This is a genomic window from Pilimelia terevasa, from assembly GCF_014647915.1.
GTDB classification, from domain to species: domain Bacteria; phylum Actinomycetota; class Actinomycetes; order Mycobacteriales; family Micromonosporaceae; genus Pilimelia; species Pilimelia terevasa.
In genome coordinates this window covers 1-16,763 of record NZ_BMQC01000008.1, presented here as the reverse complement: position 1 = coordinate 16,763, position 16,763 = coordinate 1, and the positions used below count along the sequence as shown (strand labels likewise).

15 protein-coding genes are annotated in these 16,763 nt (G+C 70.5%); all 15 read right to left on the bottom strand.

Features of this window, described 5'->3' with window-relative positions:
• Nucleotides 1-71: 71 nt before the first annotated feature.
• Entirely contained in the window at nucleotides 72-455 is a 384-nt protein-coding gene (locus IEY75_RS12505; protein WP_189114485.1) for a hypothetical protein, read from the bottom strand.
• Nucleotides 452-949: a hypothetical protein gene (locus tag IEY75_RS12500; RefSeq protein WP_189114484.1), complete on the bottom strand. Its 498-nt coding sequence runs from the start codon at nucleotides 947-949 to the stop codon at nucleotides 452-454. The genes IEY75_RS12505 and IEY75_RS12500 overlap by 4 nt, the downstream gene beginning before the upstream one ends.
• A 127-nt stretch (nucleotides 950-1,076) precedes the next feature.
• Nucleotides 1,077-1,451 carry a hypothetical protein gene (locus IEY75_RS12495; protein WP_189114483.1) on the bottom strand — a complete coding sequence of 125 codons (375 nt, stop codon included), beginning with the start codon at nucleotides 1,449-1,451 and terminating at the stop codon, nucleotides 1,077-1,079.
• A gap of 150 nt (nucleotides 1,452-1,601) precedes the next feature.
• A complete protein-coding gene (locus tag IEY75_RS12490; protein ID WP_189114482.1) occupies nucleotides 1,602-2,624 on the bottom strand; it encodes a M23 family metallopeptidase in 1,023 nt (340 codons plus the stop codon).
• A 94-nt stretch (nucleotides 2,625-2,718) separates the two neighbouring features.
• The gene (locus IEY75_RS12485; protein ID WP_189114481.1) at nucleotides 2,719-3,363 is read right to left on the bottom strand and encodes a hypothetical protein; all 645 of its coding nucleotides are present in this window, start codon (nucleotides 3,361-3,363) and stop codon (nucleotides 2,719-2,721) included.
• Between the two features lie 122 nt (nucleotides 3,364-3,485).
• Complete coding sequence (locus IEY75_RS12480; protein WP_189114480.1) at nucleotides 3,486-4,295, bottom strand: GGDEF domain-containing protein; 810 nt, start codon at nucleotides 4,293-4,295, stop codon at nucleotides 3,486-3,488.
• Nucleotides 4,292-5,302 carry a hypothetical protein gene (locus IEY75_RS12475; protein WP_229789630.1) on the bottom strand — a complete coding sequence of 337 codons (1,011 nt, stop codon included), beginning with the start codon at nucleotides 5,300-5,302 and terminating at the stop codon, nucleotides 4,292-4,294. The genes IEY75_RS12480 and IEY75_RS12475 overlap by 4 nt, the downstream gene beginning before the upstream one ends.
• Nucleotides 5,303-5,534: 232 nt before the next feature.
• Nucleotides 5,535-6,194, bottom strand: a complete 660-nt coding sequence (locus IEY75_RS12470; RefSeq protein WP_229789627.1) for a hypothetical protein — start codon at nucleotides 6,192-6,194, stop codon at nucleotides 5,535-5,537.
• 691 nt (nucleotides 6,195-6,885) lie between these two features.
• A complete protein-coding gene (locus IEY75_RS12465; protein WP_189114477.1) occupies nucleotides 6,886-7,707 on the bottom strand; it encodes a replication-relaxation family protein in 822 nt (273 codons plus the stop codon).
• Between the two features lie 301 nt (nucleotides 7,708-8,008).
• Nucleotides 8,009-10,555 (bottom strand): type IV secretory system conjugative DNA transfer family protein, encoded by a 2,547-nt coding sequence (locus tag IEY75_RS12460; protein WP_373290267.1) that lies wholly within the window; start codon nucleotides 10,553-10,555, stop codon nucleotides 8,009-8,011.
• An 11-nt stretch (nucleotides 10,556-10,566) separates the two neighbouring features.
• Complete coding sequence (locus tag IEY75_RS12455; RefSeq protein ID WP_189114476.1) at nucleotides 10,567-12,357, bottom strand: VirB4 family type IV secretion system protein; 1,791 nt, start codon at nucleotides 12,355-12,357, stop codon at nucleotides 10,567-10,569.
• Nucleotides 12,354-13,280 (bottom strand): PrgI family protein, encoded by a 927-nt coding sequence (locus IEY75_RS12450; RefSeq protein WP_373290272.1) that lies wholly within the window; start codon nucleotides 13,278-13,280, stop codon nucleotides 12,354-12,356. Before IEY75_RS12450 ends, IEY75_RS12455 begins: the two co-directional genes overlap by 4 nt.
• Nucleotides 13,281-13,299: 19 nt before the next feature.
• The gene (locus tag IEY75_RS12445) at nucleotides 13,300-14,199 is read right to left on the bottom strand and encodes a conjugal transfer protein TrbL family protein (protein WP_189114475.1); all 900 of its coding nucleotides are present in this window, start codon (nucleotides 14,197-14,199) and stop codon (nucleotides 13,300-13,302) included.
• A 5-nt stretch (nucleotides 14,200-14,204) separates the two neighbouring features.
• A complete protein-coding gene (locus IEY75_RS12440; protein WP_229789623.1) occupies nucleotides 14,205-14,495 on the bottom strand; it encodes a pilin in 291 nt (96 codons plus the stop codon).
• A 550-nt stretch (nucleotides 14,496-15,045) separates the two neighbouring features.
• The gene (locus IEY75_RS12435; RefSeq protein WP_189114474.1) at nucleotides 15,046-15,981 is read right to left on the bottom strand and encodes a hypothetical protein; all 936 of its coding nucleotides are present in this window, start codon (nucleotides 15,979-15,981) and stop codon (nucleotides 15,046-15,048) included.
• Nucleotides 15,982-16,763: the final 782 nt, after the last annotated feature.

The window sequence follows — 16,763 nt, the reverse complement described above, 5'->3', positions numbered from 1 at the left end:
TTCCCCTGCCTCAATCAGGGTTGGCGCCGGCCCCCAGTGGGCTCGACGGATCCGCAGTCCCGGGGGTGGGGCTACGGGTTCAGGTGGTATTCGCAGTGCTCAACCACCGCGTCATGCAGACGCTGCACGTAGTCGGTCAGGTAGGCGTCGTTGACGCGGTCTGCGCAGCCGGGGCACAGACCGGCCAGATCAGCGCCGGCCGGGGCAGCCTGGGTGAGCGCCTCGGCCGGCCCGTCGATCGACGGTCCGGGCAGGGCATCCAGGATCACCGGGTCGCCGTCGTCGATTCCGGTGATTACCTTGCGGGCCAGTGGGGTGGGGTCGCCGGCTGACCGGCCGCCGAGGTTGTCCATCTCCCACACCGCGGCCGCGTTGTCGGCGTCATCACGGGCGGCGTGCATGACCTGGGCGAGCACGTCATGGTCGACATGCCCGCGCGACAGACAACGGGTCACCGCAGGCCCCCCGCATCGTCGGCGACGCGATCGCAGTCGGTGGGATCGACCAGGGTCCAGGTCCACCGCCACCCGCAGATCACATACCGACCCCGCTGGTCCGGGCTGATCCGCGACAACCCGTCGGCGGGCCCGTGTAGGCGGGTCTGGTCAACGATGATGTCGGCGCCGTCCCACACCATCGGCGCGGCCTGCAAATCCAACTCGGCCCGCAGCGCCGTACCGGTCAGGCCCTGCCCGGTGAGGGTGTGGGTGACCTGGTCGCGGAGGCACTGCTGGTCGGCGACCACCGCCTCGGCCACCGGCCGGCTGCAGGACCAGACCGCGAACCCGTTCCACCAGTCGATCAACAGGCCAGGGAACCCGACCGGGACGCGGTGCCGGCCGGTCGCCGGGTCGTAGGTGAGCGCCCAGTCCCCAGCGAAGATGCCCTCCTCGCCGATGCGTAGGGGCCGTGGCGGTTGGGGCGTGTGGGGTGGTGTTTGAGCTGACATGACAGTTCCTCTTCCGAAATCGTGTGGCGTGCGGGCATGGGTTGGGAAGCGATGTGCCCCGCACCGGAGGGGGCTGGTGCGGGGCACATCGCTTGCGAGGGGGCTGGGCTAGATGACGTCGGTCGCGCTACCGTCGAGGACCACCCGCGCGCCCGCCGTTGGGCCGGCCGTGGTCGTGGTATTCGGGGGGCATCTGGTTGATCAGCCGCAACGCGACCTCAGCCCTGCTGGCCCAGTCGTCGGCCCGGTCGTAGGCCAGTTGCCGGATGGCGGCAGCCTGCCCGGACGGGATCAGCAGCCGCGGCACCTCGCCAGTCTCGGTCGCCTGCGGCGGGGTGGGGACGGTGCTGTGGGACAGCAGCGGGGTGTAGATCGCCCACAGCAGGTCGCAGACCAGTTCCCACTCGTCGGCCGCCCGGGCGGCGATGACGGCGAAGCGGTGCATCTGCTGGTCGTTGTAGCGGTAGCGCACCATCGGCGCACCCGTTACTTGATTCGACATCGGAGATGTTCTCCTTTGCTCGGTGAGGGCACCCACACCCCGGCCGGGGTGACGGGGACCCGCGGATGGGGGTTGGTTTGTGCATTCCGGCGCCGGTCCCGGAGGACGGGTCGCCGGACGTTTGAGAGGTGGTGCCGCCGAACCGAACGTTCAGCCGATGGCTGCGCCGTGGGCGGCCATCCACTCGGTCGGTGGCACCGCGCCGGCGGGGCTGGAGTCGCCGCGCAGGTGGACCTCGAAGTGCAGGTGCGGGCCGGAGGAGTTCCCGGAGGAGCCGACCTGCCCTAACGGTTGGCCGGCGGTGACGCGGTCGCCGATGTGGACGCGAGGCTCCTGGCTCATGTGGCAGTAGCGGGTGATCACCCCGCCCCCGTGGTCGATGTCGACGTACCAGCCGCACCCGCCGACCGTCGGGCTACCGTCCCGGTCGCAGCCGTGCGAGGCGGGCACCACGTTGCACACCGACTGCACGACGCGTCCGGCGGCGGCGGCGCGGATAGTCGTCCCGCGGGGCGCGCCGAGGTCGACACCGTTGTGGCCTGGCCGGTCCGTGGTGCGGAACCCGGACACGACCGCGGCTTTGACGGGAGCTACCCACCCTTGCGCGCTGACCGGCGAGCACGCTGGCATGCCGGTACCGATGGCAGTCAGAAGCCGGCTGGCGGCCGGTTCGTGTTTGGCGTAGGCATTCGGGTAGGCGCTGCGCTGCACGACCTGCGCTGCGTCCGTGACTGACAACCGCTCCCACCCGGGAACCTTGGCCAGCCGTTGGTAGAACTTGCTGGCCGCGTAGGTCGGGTCGTGCAGCTGAGCGGCGGTGCCCCACCCTTGGCTCGGGCGCTGCTGGAACAGCCCGATCGAGTCGCGGTCCCCGCCGGGAAGGTTCCGTAGCCCGGATTCCTGCATCGCCGTCACCAGCGCCACCAAGTGCGCGCGGGCCGGCACACCTAGCTTGGCTCCAGCGGCGATGATTAGACGGGCGTTGGTGAGCTGCTCACGGTCGAACCCCTCCGTGCCACCGTCGCTGGCCGCGCTCGCCGACCTTGCGCCCGTGGTGGGCAGGCAGTCTTCGGCGCTGGCCGGGCCGTAGGACAGGCCGCCGATACCGGCGCCGAGGAGCATCAGCCCGGCTACGGCGGCGACGGTCAGAGCCATCAGGGCGCGCAGTTTCATGGCCGGCTTCCTTCCTGGGCGACGGCGGGCAGGGGCCGCGGCGTCCGCCGGTTGGCGGTGCCACGGCCCCTGCAGGTGGTGCGGTGGGGTGGGGTCAGTTGGTGGCGGGTGCGGGCTGGGGTGGGGTGGTCAGCCGCATGGCCGTGATCGGGATCTTGGGCCAGTACCGGCCACCGTCACCGCCGAGGCGGGCGACGTCGGCGTGCTCGTCGCCGTTGCGGCGGATCACCACCCACAGCACCTCGACAGGCTGCTTCCAGCCACGGCCGCAGATGGTGACGACGCTGCCCAGGTCAATGTTCGCGGCGTCCGGCGCGGCGGCTGCCTTGGTCCTGGCCGCGGCGACCAGGTCGGCGGGGGCGGGCCGGAACGCCTGCGGCGGTCCGCCGGCTTTCCTTCCGCCGACCACGGACACTGCGTCGACCTTGCCGCCGACCACGTCGGTGACCTCGAAGACCACACCCTGGTCCTTGCGTCGGCCGTAGCGGGAGTCCAGGACGACCAGGTCGCCGGCGCGGATGTCACCGTCGGCCATCCGCTTGGCCTGCGCGACAAAGGCCGGTGGTGCCGGCTGCCAGATCACGGCCGGTTCCTCGACTGGGAACCCGTCGCCGAGGGGTGTTCCGGTTGCCTTGTCACGGTCCAGTTCGGTGATCTGGTAGACGACCCCGATGCAGTCTTTGAGGTGCTTGGTGGTGGTGACGACGTAGTCGCCGACCTTCAAACGTGTGGCGGACATGCTGGTTCTCCTTGTTGTTGGGCATGCTGGTGGCCGGACCGACCTGGCGGGCAGCCGGCTGGCGGCGCGAGGGGGTCGGTCCGGCCTGGGCTACTGGCAGGTGCGCGGTGAGACGTGCTGCGTCATGAGTCGACGCAGGGCAGTTCGACCGTGTCGTGTCGCCGGTCGCGCTGCCGTACGGCGGGACGCTCAACCAGACCGGGCTCGGTGGCGGCCGGGGTGAACATGCGGATCTGTGCGCCGCCTGCACGCTTGGCCTGGTACATAGCGGCATCGGCTTGATGCAGCAGCAGTCGCGGCTGCGCCCCCGCCTCCCCGACAGTGACCCCGATCGACGCCGCCGCCGAGGCAAGGTGGCCCCAGCCGAGGCTCACCGGAGTCCCAGCGAGTGCTTGCGCGATCGCATCGGCGATGTCGGCGGCGGAGTCGGGGTTGTCGATGACGATCGCGTACTCGTCGCCGCCGAGGCGGGCGATGGTGTGCAGGTGCCGATGTTCGATGCGGTTGAGCCGGTCGGCGACCGCGCGTAGCAGGTCGTCACCGGCGCCGTGACCGCCGATGTCGTTGACCTGCTTGAACCCGTCAAGGTCCAGCAGGATCACGGCGACGGCGCGGCTGGTGTCGGCCATGCGGTGCAGGGTGCGGATGAGGTGCCGGCGGTTGGCCAGGCCGGTCAGCTCGTCGGTGAGGGCTTTGGTCTGCCAGTGGACGCGCTGCCGGTTGGCGATCCACCACGCCGGCAGCAGGGCCGCGACGCCGGCGATCAGGCCGATCATGGTCCAGGCCAGGGTGGTGCCCGTAGAAATTGTTAGAGACACTTGGCGTAGCTCCAAACTTTGGTTGGAGTCACCGGGCCGGCCGTTCGCTTTCCACGGCTTTGACGGCTGGCCCGGGCTAAAGGCGATCAGGACGTGGTAGTGCCGGCCGGTCATTCGGCCTGGTAGGTGGCGGGCTTGCCGTCATGGCGGCGGGCGCTTCCGTCACCGACGAGCTTGTCCAGCGCGTTAGCGACCGCCCCCGCAGAGGCTTTCGCCCTGCTGCCGTCGTTGACGGTGTCGAGGTGCTTGCAGATCTGCGACACCTTGAAGGCGGTGTCCGGATCGGCCTGCAGCACGGCCAGGACATCGCCGCGCAGCGCGCCCTTGGGCCGCTTCGGATGCGCCGACACCCGCCGACCCTTCTTCTGTTCGTCGGCCGTGTCGGCGTCGGTCGTGTCGGTGTCGGTGGTTTCCGCGGTGTCGGTGGTTTGCGCGGTGTCGGAGGGCGCTGCCTCGGTGGTGCTGGGAGCGGGATCGCCCTCGGCTTCCTCCGGCTGCGGATCCGGCGTCTGATCCTTCGGTGTGCACTGGAGCGGTGCGGCAGCTAGTTCCTGCGCGTCACCGTCACCGTCACCGTCACCGTCGGCGGCAGCGGTGTTAGGGGCGGTGGCCGGTTGGTTGTCGGCCACCTCACCGTCGGGTGCACCTTGGACCCTGCTGGCGGCGTCTACCTCGGGTTCCGGGTCGGTGCCACCGGCCGGGTCGGCGTCGGCGTCCATGTCGGTGGTCGACGCCTCTGCGGCGGCGGCTGTTTCGGCATGGTCTCCGGCGGGGTCATCGTCGGCGCTCGCGTCGTGCGTTGGCTGGTCGTCCCCTGCTGCGGGGAGGACAAGCTGGGGCTGGTCGAGGTTGAGTACCCACCGCCCTTGGCCGTCCTTGGTGGCGGTGCCCTCGGTGCCCATACGGCGCAGGATCGGGGTGACGGTGGAGTAGCCGAGCCCGGCGGCGTCGGCGACCTGCGCCGCTGTTGCCGGGCCCCCGTTTAGGTCACGCCACATCGCGGCGATCACCTTCTGCGACCCCGTCGGGGTGCTGGCTGTTGCTGTGGTCATGGGACTGGTGTTCCTCTCTTCGATGGGTGAGGCGTGGTTGATCCACGCTTCGCCGCGGGGCAAGGTCAAGTCGCTTCCCCGGCCCCGGATGTGGAGGCGCCCGCGCACCGGGGCTGGTGTGCGGGCGTGTTGTCTGTTTCGGGTGGGCGAAGAGGTAAAGGCCGGGTGCCGGATGTTTCCGGCGGAAATGGTCTTGCCCCTGACGGGGCGCCGCCGGCGTTGGGTGCTGGTTGGGTACGGCGATGGCGCAGCCCAGGTCGGGCGGCGCTATCGAGGTTCCGGCCGGCCCTGTGCCGGGGTGTTAGAGGGTGATCGCCAGCAGGCGGGTATCGGGTCGTAGGTGGGTGAGGTGGGCGTTGGCCCGGCCGAGGTAGGCGATCCGGTCGGCCAGCAGGCCCGTGGTTGGCTGCCAGGTGTGCCGGTCAGCGGTTAGCAGCGCGTCGCCGCAGACGGCGGCGGTGGCGTGCAGGTGTTGGTAGGCGGCGGGCCCGGCCTGCAACGCCTCCAGCTCGTAGGGGTCGAGTTGAGGTCCGGCTGGTTGGGCGGCGTTGTGGGCGCGCATCGCCAGGACCCGGGGTTGGGCTTGGAAGTCCCGCACCGCTTGGGTGTGGCCGTAGCGGTCGGGCTGGTCCAGGTGCCGGGCCAGGTAGCGGTTCCAGTCGTGGGCGTTGCGGGTGCCGCGCACCGTTTCAGTCCACACCTGGTGGCGTACGGCGGCGGCCACAGCGGCGCCGTGACGCATCCCGTCCAGATTCAGCAAACGCAGTGGCCCGCCGGCGCACCAGCGGGGTCCGCGTTTTCCGGGGCGCAGGTCGATCAGTTCGCCGCGCTGCCAGGGCCGCACCTTCGGGTGGGTCCAGAACACGGCGGTGGCGGTGGCGGGTAGGCCGAGGTGCCGGTGCAGGTCCCGGCCGTCAGCCAGAACCTCGGTAGGTAGATCGTCAGGCAGGCAGACGATCATGGTGCGGACCACCGCAGGCGGCGGAGCCGATACCGGCGCGGAGGCCTGGCTCGACGCCGTGGTGGTGTTCGGCCGGGCGGCTCGGGTGGTGGGGACGCGGCTGCCGTGGCTGGTCAGCGGCGTTCCAGCGGTAGTGCCCATCAGCGGGGTGCCTTCCTGTTGCAGGGAGTGCGCCCCTGGCCGGGGCGCGTGAAACCTGCCGGCCCGCGAGAATGCGGTTCGGCTTGTTCGGTGCGCCTTACGGCGTGGGTGTGGACGGTCGCGTCCGGCGTTGTCAGGCGTGCTCGCCCGACGGCGATCTTGCTCGCCCATTCGGGCGTGCGGTGTGCTGCGTGATCAGCGGGGGTGCGATCGAGACGATCGCGGGTGGTGCTGGTGAAGCGGTGGTGCTGGTGGTGGGTGCGACCTTGTGGGTCGCCTGTGCGGGGCTGCGGCGCCGACCGGCTCTGGTGAGCGGGTGGGCTTTTGCCGTGGCCTCGTAAAGGCGGGGTGTCCGAAGGCGGGACCAACCGGGGGCGGAGCGGGGTTTTTAAAGGTGTGTAGGGCGATGACCGTACGACACCCCTCTAACGGGCCTGCCCACCGCCGAGATCGGCGAATATCGGGGTTGACCTGCACCGTTAGAGCCGACGCTGCCAGTTTCGATGGCGTTTCCGTTAGCGCCGTTAGAACCGTTAGAGCGCCATAGCCGCTAACGGGCGGCGATCCTCGCCGGGATCAGGTGCAGCGGCAGGCGTTCGCGGTGTCCGGGGATGGTCCACACGGCTTGGTGGGGTGGCTGGTCGTGGGTGGAGGTGGCCACCGTCATGGACAGGTCGATGGTATCCAGGTGCCTGAGCAGCCGCTGCTGGCGGCGGCTGTCCGGGAGGCGGAACAGCAGCGGTCGGGCGTCGCCAGTAGCGAGGGTGAGAGCTTGGTAGGCGGGGAGCTTACGCAGGACCCGGCCGAGGTCCTCGGTGCCGGTGTCATGTTCGAGGAAGAACTCCACCTCGTCGGCGCCGTAGGCCCAGCAGCCGTAGGCGTCGGGCCGTAGGCGGGGGCTGTCGGGCGTGAACACACTGGCGGCGTGTTGCTCGGACCACCAGGTCAGCACCGCAGCCGCGGGATCGACCCGGGCGACGGCGTGGAGGGCGGCGAAGAAGCCGTTGACGCCCAACAGGTGCCCCAGTGCGGGGTAGGCGGCGATGCGGGTACGCCGCTCCAGGCTGGTGCGTGGTGGGCGGGCGTCGGGGTTGGCGGGGTCGTGCCAGTCGTTGGGGTGCAGGGCGGCGCCGAGGGGGCCGAGGGTGTAGCGGTGGGACCGCGATTCGCTGGCGTGGCGGGTGAACACGAACCGCGACACCGCCCCCGCCAAGGTGAGCGCCCGCAGCCGGGTCTGCGCTTTGCGCACGGACGGGAACAGGGCCTGGGCGATCTGGTCGGTGGACAGCACGTAGTGCTCGGCCAGCCAGCCCAACAACGTGAAGTCCCGGGGTGTGAGGTGCAGGCGGGCGTAGGGATCGGAGGCAGACATGAGCAGGGAGAACCTTTCGGTAAGGCAGGGTGAGATGCCGGCCAGGGGGAGGAAGGAACCCTCCGTGAGGAGGGGAGTCTTCGAAACAACGCGCCGGATCGGGGCCGTTAGGATCGGCATCCACCTGCGGATACGCCTGTGTCGGCAATGGATGGCCGGGTGTTCGCCAGCTACCCCGCAGACGAACGGCCAACGAACGGCCACTGCCCCCCAAGACGAACCCCACCCCAGCCGGCGGCGGGAGCGAACAGAGCGCCCCGTGGCCGGGATTAGTCTTGTTGCCCGGCCACGGGCGCTTGAGTTATCTACCGTCGCGGCGATCGCCACGACCGGCACTGCGGTTAGCGCGGTTGTTCTTTTCGGCTTCGGCCTTGTCCGCCTCGGCGGCGTCTTCGGCCTGCTTGTCGACCTCCGAGGGCTTCTGCTGCGGCACTCGCGCATCAGCCGACGCCCGAATCTGGGCGACCGCGTTCTGCAGGTCGGCCGGTGGGAGGGTCTTGAGGGTGAACGGTGCCGTCTGCCGTCCGTCAACGACCAGGCGGGCGACGGCGGTGTAGGCGTCCAGGTGGGTCAGGTCGTGCTCGTCCAGCTCCGGCATCGTGTGCCGGGCCAGCACCCGCGCGTCCTCCGGGGCCACGGAGAAGAACACCTTGTTCCTAGCGTTCGCGCTGACCGCGGACAGCAACTCCCGGGGAAACTGGGCCAAATCCTGATGCGCCAAGGTGATCGCCAGCCGGTACTTGCGGGCCTCAGCCAGCATCGTGTCCAGACTCGCCGCCAGGTTGAGGAAATTGTGCGCCTCATCCAGATACAGCGCCGCGTCCCGCCGGCCGTCCGGGGCGGTGCCCGCCCGGGCGGTGGCGGCCTGCCACACCCGGGCCAGGATCAGCGACCCCAGGATCTTGGAAGTGTCCTCGCCGAGGACGCCCTTGGGGATGCGCACGAGCAGGATCTGCCCGTCCAGGATCTTGCCCATGTCGAACGAGGACTTCGGCCAGCGCATCGTGTCCTTCACGAAGTCCCGCAGCAGGAACGACCGCAGCCGCGACAGCACGGGGCCGATGACCTGGGAGCGCAGGGCGGGGGTGAGTCCGTCGTACCACTGCCAGAACCCGTCCAGGCCGTCCGGGTCGCGCAGGTCGGCGGTGAACCGGCCACGGAACTTCGGGCTGTTCAGCAGCGAAGGGATGTGCTGCATCGTCACGTTAGGCCGCGTGAGCAGGGTCAGGCAGGACACCCGCATCACGTCGTCCATCCGCGGCCCCCACGCCTTAGCGAAAATGGAGGAGAAGATCGACACGATATTGTCGACGATCAGATCCTTGTCCTCCCGCCGCCCGTCCAGCGGGTTGAGCGCCGGCGGATTGTCCTGGTCGGGGTCGAACAGCCACACCCGATCGGCGTGCTCGGCCGGGATGCGCTCGAGGATGTCGGTGACCAGATCCCCGTGCGGGTCGATCACCACCACCCCCCGATAGGACTTGACGTCGTCGAGGACGAGGTTGGCTAGGAGAGTGGACTTGCCGGAGCCGGTCTGCCCGACCATGTGCGTGTGATACCTCGTGTCGGCGACCTTCACCGCGACCTTGTGCCCGCCCACCTCCGCCGTCCCGACTGGCTTGGTGGCGCGCCCGCCGGCCGGGACCTCGATCGGCGCCGGTACCGCCTTGGCGCGGGCCCGGTCCAAGCCAGGCACTGCCAGGTCCTGCGGCAGCCCGGCCAGCACGGATAGTTCCGGCCCGGACAGCAGCATCCCCGCACCCAGCCGCCGGTCGGCTAACGCCCAGACCGGGTTGGTCAGGCGGGTGCGGCGGCCCAGCCGATTGCGGTTGTCGTAGACGGCGAACGCGGAGGCGATCGCCGAGCCCTTACCACCCAACCTGTGCCGGATCGCCTTGACCTTGGTCCGGTCGGTCTCGCCGCGCGGTGTGGTGGCCACCGCGTAGCGGACGGCCGCCTGCCACAGATGCCCGCAGGTCTTGTCCAGGACGAGGCGCACGTCGCGGTCCAGGCCCGGCGGCCGGTACGCCGCCGGCACCGCCCCGCCGCCGCTGCGAGGTGCGGGGCCAGGCAGGAACAAGTCGATCACCCCGCGCACCGGCGCGCCCAGGTCCAGACCGCCGGCGGCGGGTTTCCCCGCGCGCAGCCGGCCCGCGGCGCGGCGGGCCCGCGCGTACCGGCTTGGGGTAGCGGGGGCGGCCAGGATCTGCATGACGGCGGTCTCGTCGTCGCGCAGTTGGGAGGCCGCGGACATCAGGGAGCGCAAAGGGTCGGTGTCGAAGTCGGTGCCGATCGGCAGCCACTCCCCATCGGTCAGTGACAGCTGCCCGCCCACAGCCACCGCACCATCGGTGATCGGGGGCGCGGCGACGATGGTGGTGACGGTGGCGCCGGGCCACGCTGCCCGAGCGGCGGCCTCCACCGAGCCGGGCGGGATCGTGCCGGGGACCCACAGGCTGATGGTGACCCGCCGGCCAGTCCACGCGTACTGCCACACCACATGCGGTCTCCCGTACAGCCACCTTGTGCGGCGGGACGGGCGCAGGATGCCGGCCAGGTTCGACCACAACACGTGGGCGCCGCCGGAATCCACCTCCGGCGGGGCGGCGATGGTGATCTGGCGGGCGTCGGTGAGCAGCCGCAGGTGCCGGTGGTTGCCGACAACCTGGCGCAGCGCCACCGTCGACACGGCGACCACGAGCAGCGCCAGGCCCACCCACGGGCGGGCCAGGGCGGTGAAGGTGTCAACGATCCAGGCGGTGGGGTCAAGGTTCGGGGGTGCGATGGCCGGCGGGTCGGAGAACTTGCCGGCCAGGATCGGTACGGTGGAAATGGTGGGGGTGAACACGAGTTCGGCTCCTACAGGTCGGGGTCGTCGAGGTCGGCCAGCTGGCCGGGAGTTGTCGAGGCGAGCCGGTCCTCGGCAGGTGAGGCCACCACGTGCAGACCGCACCGGTGGGCGCCGGCCAGCAGGAGTCCGTGCCCGCGACCGGCCGCCAGCAGGCGGCGGCGTTCACCGTCGGTGAGCCCGAACGCCGTACCGACGGCGTCGATGGCCTGCGGCGCCTGGCGCAGCAGGATCTGGGTGGCGGCGTTCGCCACCACGGCTTGGCCGAGGTCGGAGCCGAGGAGGTCGGCGGCGTCCTGGGTGGCGATCGTCAGCCCGGTGTTGCGCTTACGGCCCGCCTTCGCCAGCCGGTAGAGGAACTTGGCGCCTTCGCCGTCGCGCATGAGCAGCCACGCCTCATCGACCACCACCAGCCGCCGCACCTGCGGTGAGGTGCCTGAGCGGTTGTCCGGGAGTCGGTCGACTTGCTGCCAGATCGCGTCCAGCGCGAGGAGGGTGGCGGCGGCGCGTTGCTCGTCGGGGCATTGGCGCAGCGACCACACGACCAGGTGCGAGTCCGGTCGGACGGTGGTCGGCCCGTTGAACATTCCGGCTGCGGATCCGGTGATCCAGGGTTGTAGCCGCTCGGCCAGGTCTTGGCCGCCGGCACCGTCTGCGAGTTGGGCGGCGAGGTCGGCCAGCAGCGGCGCCGCCCGGTGGTGGGTGGCCGGGTCATTGCTGATCCCCGCTGTCGCGTATGTGGCCAGGATCGCCCGGTCCAACGCCGCCCGCTGCCCGGGCGTCGGCTGCTCCCCGAGCAGCACGGCGATCAGGGTGTGTAGGAACAGGGCGCGGCGGGTGAGTACATCCGGCCGCCGGTCCGCGGCGGGTAGGTCGAGGGGGTTGACGGTGACGCCGGCGTGCCCGAGCCGGACGATGGTGCCGCCGACGGCGTCGGCTAGCCGGAGGTATTCGTCTTCGGGGTCGATGACCGCGACCTGCACCCCGTCATACAGGTGCCGCAGCGTTTCGCATTTCACCAGGTAGCTTTTGCCGGCGCCGGAGCGGGCGAGGACGACCTGGTTGTAGTTGTCCTGGGCGAACCGGTCCCACCACACGATCCCCCGGGACTCGGGGTTGACGCCGTAAAGGACGCCGCCGGTGTCCGCCGGCTGCCCTGGTAGCGGTGCGGGCAGGTCCGGTGAGGCGAGCGGGAACGCGGCGGCCACAGCGGCGGTGTCCATGGTGCGCCGCACCTGAACGGCGTCGTGGCCGAGCGGGAGGGTGGAGGTCCAGCCGTGTAGGTGCCGCCACGTCATCGGCTGCACCTCAAGCAGGGCAGATGCGGCGGCGGTCTTGACCTGGTTGCAGGCGGCGGCGAGTTCGAGTTCGGTGCGGGCGTGCACGGTCAGGTAGATCCCAACCCGAAACAGCCGGGAAATGCCGCGGGCCAGCCGGGTGGCTAGCTCGGCGGCGTCCTCGGCAGCGGCGTCGACGTAGGGGTCGGCGAGTTTGCCGCCGGAGGCGTCGGCGCGGCGGGAGGACTCATACCGGGCCCGCTGCTTACGCAGCCGCCCGGCAGCCACCGGCGCCGGTAGCGGGTCGATATGAACGGCGAGGTCCAGGCGGCCCGGCCATGCCAGTAGGGGTTCAAGCCAGGCCGGGCCGACCTCAGCCGGGTAACCGGTCACGGCGAGGGTGGCGGCGTAGCCGTCACCGACCCGAATGAACCTGGGGGCCACTTCGACGGGGCCACACGCGAAAGCCCCCGCCGACAGGCTGTCGACGGGGGCGCGGGTGCGGGCAAGGGTGGGCAGTTTCATGGTGACCTCCGAACAGTGATGGGGGTGTCCGTGGTGGCGCGGGCACCCGGGGCAGCGGTGCGGAACGGGTCCACGGCCGCGGCCAGGGCGGCGCCGACGGCGCCGGCTTCCAGCGGCTGCGCGGTCACCCCGAGAGCGGTAAGCGCGCGGGCGGTGTCATCCGCGCTACGCCGTGCGGCGTTGCCAGCGGTGTCGGTGCTGGTGGTGACGACCAGGACCTGCCGGCGCAGCGGATCGCGGCTGTCGGCCAGGGAATCCAGGAACGCGGCGTGATCAGTGCAGGCGCCGGCCAACGCCGGGTGCGGCAGCCGGTCGGCGGCGGCCCGTAGGTGGTCGGCGCGGGCGGCGATGTCCACTGGCTGCGCGGACACCACTACCTGCGTGGCGGTGGTCAGGGAGTTGCACCAGCGGCCGAACCCGTCCACCAGCCCCGCCTGCTCGGCCGGAGTACGCAACGCGAGGTTGACGGTGGTCGTGGCCACGATCGCCGTGCTGCCGGTGTCGGTGGTGATCTGCCCGTCCGCGGCGACCGTCTGGGCTGGTAGCCGCAGCGGCGCTGGGACGACCGGCTTACCGACGGCCTCGGGCGCCCAGTCCGGCAGTACCGCCGGCGTCGGGTCGCGGTCGGTGAGCGCTTTGGGGGCGTGGCCGTGGCGCAGGGCGGCGAGCAGCCACACGTCCAGGCTCTGCCCGTCACGGCGGCCCACCGCCAGCCCGAACGCCGTCCCGCCGATGAGCACCCCGGCCACGACCAGCACCGGCGCCGGCATATGCCGGCCGACCGCTTGGTAGAAGCTGTAGAAGGCGACCGCGCCGACGGCGAGGATGGCTAGCTGCCGGAAGGTCAGCCCGTACAGGACCTTGTCCGGAGCATCCACATCAGCGGCGATTTTCGCCCGTGGTGGTTCGTTGGAGTCCACGATCAGGTTCTCCTTCCGAGAGTCATTTGAGGCCGGGGATCTTGTTGAGGCCCTTCTGCATGACGGCGACCTTCAGGAACGCGCCCACGGTGGTGCGGCCTCCAGCGGCTGGGGAGCGGGTGTGCTTGGCGACCAGGCCGGGGATCTTCACGGTGGTCCACAGCAGCACGACCACGATCATCAGATTCAGCACCTCCAGGGGCTCGCCTGGCAGGCCCAGGTTCGGCAGGAGCAGGTCGGGGTTGGTGAGCATCCACCCGCCGGCCTGCAGGGTGAACGCCTGCAGCACCGGGACCGCGAGGCAGCCGGCGAAGCCCCGCCACCACAACCGGGCCAGCCCGTCGGTGGCCGGCGTCGCGTGCAACGCCAACGCGATCGGCGCGAACGTGGCCAACACCAGCAATGCGCAGGTGCGCACGAGCATCTGGAACACCGCCACCGCCGCCAGGACGACCACGAGCACGCCGATCAGTACCAGGAACAGGGCGATCCCGGAGCCGCCGGTGATCGCCGCGTTCAAGTGGTGGCGCATCGCCTTGGTGGGGGAGTCGTCGGTGCCGGGCCGGCCGGTGAACGCCGCGACCAGGGCGTTGGCCAGGGTGATGGCTTGGGAGCAGACCAGGGGGGAGAAGTGGGCGGCGATGAACCCGACCACCATCCGGGGCAGCAAATCTTTGGCTTGGTAGCGGGCGTTCTCCGAGGCCCCGGACACCACACACACCGTGCCGGCGGCCACGAACGCCAGGACGAAGACGGTGTCGACGACCCACACCGACCTGTCGGTCAGGGCCTTCACCTGCGGCAGGTTGGTGACGTCCGGGGTCAGGAGCAGGACCTTGGTCAGCAGCGCGAGCAGCGCGTCGAACGCCGCCAGCAGCGCCCTGGCGAGCTTGTCGAGCATCCCGTCGAAGATCCAGTCCATGACGTTCAGCCGCCGACGATGCCCTTGACTACCCCGAGCAGGATCGGCGCGAGGACGGCCAGGGCGTAGCCGATCAGGGCGTTCTTCAACGCACCCTTAGCGCGCTCCACCGCTGACGGGTCGCCGCCGGCGGTGGCCCAGTACACGCCGGCCAGGATCAGGAACAGGGTGGCGACACCGGCCAGGATGCCCATCAGCCACTGCTGAAGGTTGGCGATCACCTGCGGCAGCGTCGCCGCCGCCAACCCGGCGGTGCCGGTGGTGTCGGCGTAAGCGGCGGCCGGCACCGACACCATCACAGCGATGGTGGCCGTATGGACGGCGATCGCGCGGGCGCGGCGGCTGTGGATAACCCTGTGGATAAAAGTCGACATGACACACCTCCAGCCCAACCAGCGACACAGTCGGGCGTATCTGGACGAATAGGATGGTGGAGCGCCGCCGCCGGAGTCGAAGTACCGACAGGGCGGGGGATGGCTACTGGCTTGCGGGGTCTTGGGTCGGGAAGCTCTTCCTCCTCGAGAAGGTGCGCGATCGATGTGGTGTCAGCGCATCGGCGCAGCACCCCAAAACCCGGGCAGCAACAGCGGCCATCCCCTGCCCCGACCGGCGTTCGGGCTCCGGCGGCGGGCAGGCACCCCATGCCGCGGCGTTGCCGGGGCTGGGATGTCGTGCGACTAGTAATCCGGTTTCGTTAGAGCTGACGAACGTCTAGCCGTTCTAACGGCCGGCTAACGGGCTCTAACGGCCACCGCCCGTTAGAGCCCTGAACTGCCGTTTCACCGCAACGGCGGCGGCCCCGACGGGAGGTGAGATCCGTCGGGGCCGCCGAGGCGATGCCGGTGTTCAGCAGGCCAGCCGATGCGATACGGGCTGGCGAAGGAGCCGGCCGACACGGGCAGCGGTCGCCGCGGCGGCGGTGTTACGGCGCCGCAACCCGGCGCGTGCCGCGGCGCGGGCGCGCATCCGCTCCCGATCGCTGTCCGACACCATCTCCGACAGGGCGCCGGAGGTGATCGCGGCGTGTAGGCGGATATCGGCGCGGGTTAGGCGCATCCGCAGCGCGTCGGTGCTGATGCCCATCGCCGCCGCGTGTGGCTCCGGGGCTTTGTGACCCAGGCGGATGTCGATCCACGCTGCGGCCTCCGTAGCGTCCAGGACGCCCAGTTCCACGGCGCGGGCGACCAGCAAGTCGGGATGGGCGGACATCGGGCGCGGCGCCCGCGACGCCGGCACCGCGTGCTCGACGTCGGCGACGGGTTCGGTGCCGGGCTCGGCGGTGAGCATCCGCCACGCCGCCCGCCACGCGGCCATACGCAGACCGGCGAACAGGCCCGAGCCGGTCAGGTCCAGGCGGTCACGCACGGCCTCCAAGAAGCCGGTGAGTAGCTCGTTGTTGATGTCGTCGGTGTCCGCGTCGGCGAATCGGTCGCGCAGTTGGGCGGCCTGGCACAGCAGCGCCGGCGCGGCCATCCCGGCTGCTGCGACCACCCACGACGGGCCATCCAACCGGGCCCGCTCCACCAGCTGGCGCCAGACGGTGTCGGAGGCGGCGAACGCCTGCGGGTTGTCGATCAGCCAATCCCGCAGCACCAGCAGCGGCACCTGGCCGGCCGGCAACCCCAGGTCGATGCCCTGCACGGTGGCGGCGGCGTTGAGCTGGTCGCAGTCCAAGGACAGGGGCGCCGGGTCGACGCTCAGGGTTTGGAAGCAGCGCTCGGCGACGTCCAGCGAAGACTCGCTACGGGAAGCGGCAGCCGGCTTGGCGGTGGTGACGGTCATGGCAGGACTCCCTGAGACACAGCACCGCGGCCCCATGTGAGCCGCTGGTGATGCCCTCATTGGCGGGCCTGGCTCTAACGCAGCTCTAACGCCGCAGGTCAAAGCACGTTTTCGGCCTCTGCCGGCGGCACCGAACGGGCGACCCCTCACGCCGCCATTCGCCCTCTAACGGGGGCTTGACCTGCGGAAACACCCGCAATGGCGAGGCCGTAGAGCTTGAACCACTACCAGAGGGAGATGACCGAAACATGCCACTGTGGTCGATCGTCCGTTAGAGCAGGGTGCTCTAACGGACGATCGAACAGTCCTCACAATGGCGTCGGCCGTTAGTTTCGTTAGTTTCGTTAGAACCGTTAGAGCCCGCAGGTCTTGCGGCCAGCACCACCCGCGAGGTATAGGCGCGGGTCTGCGCGCGGTCGTCTGATCCGGCGTCGGGTGCCACGCAAAGGCACGCGGGCCAGTCCACCGGATGTACGACACGAACCGCCGTGTCGTACATCCGGCTGCGGCGCGCTCCGTGCGGCCCGCCGGCACCGCCGCAGTCAGCGCACGTCCGTAGGCCGATGAACGTCCGTAGGCGGATGAACATCCGTTCGCGATGAACGTCCGTCGGCAAGCGCACGTCCACTGGCGGATGCCCGTCCGTTCGCGTCCGTCCGTTCGCGTCCGCGCGTTCCGTTCGCGTTCCCTGGCCGGGCGCGCGTTCCGTTCGCGTCCGCGCGTTCCGTTCGCGTTCCCTGGCCGGGCGCGCGTTCCGTTCGCGTCCGCGCGTTCCGTTCGCG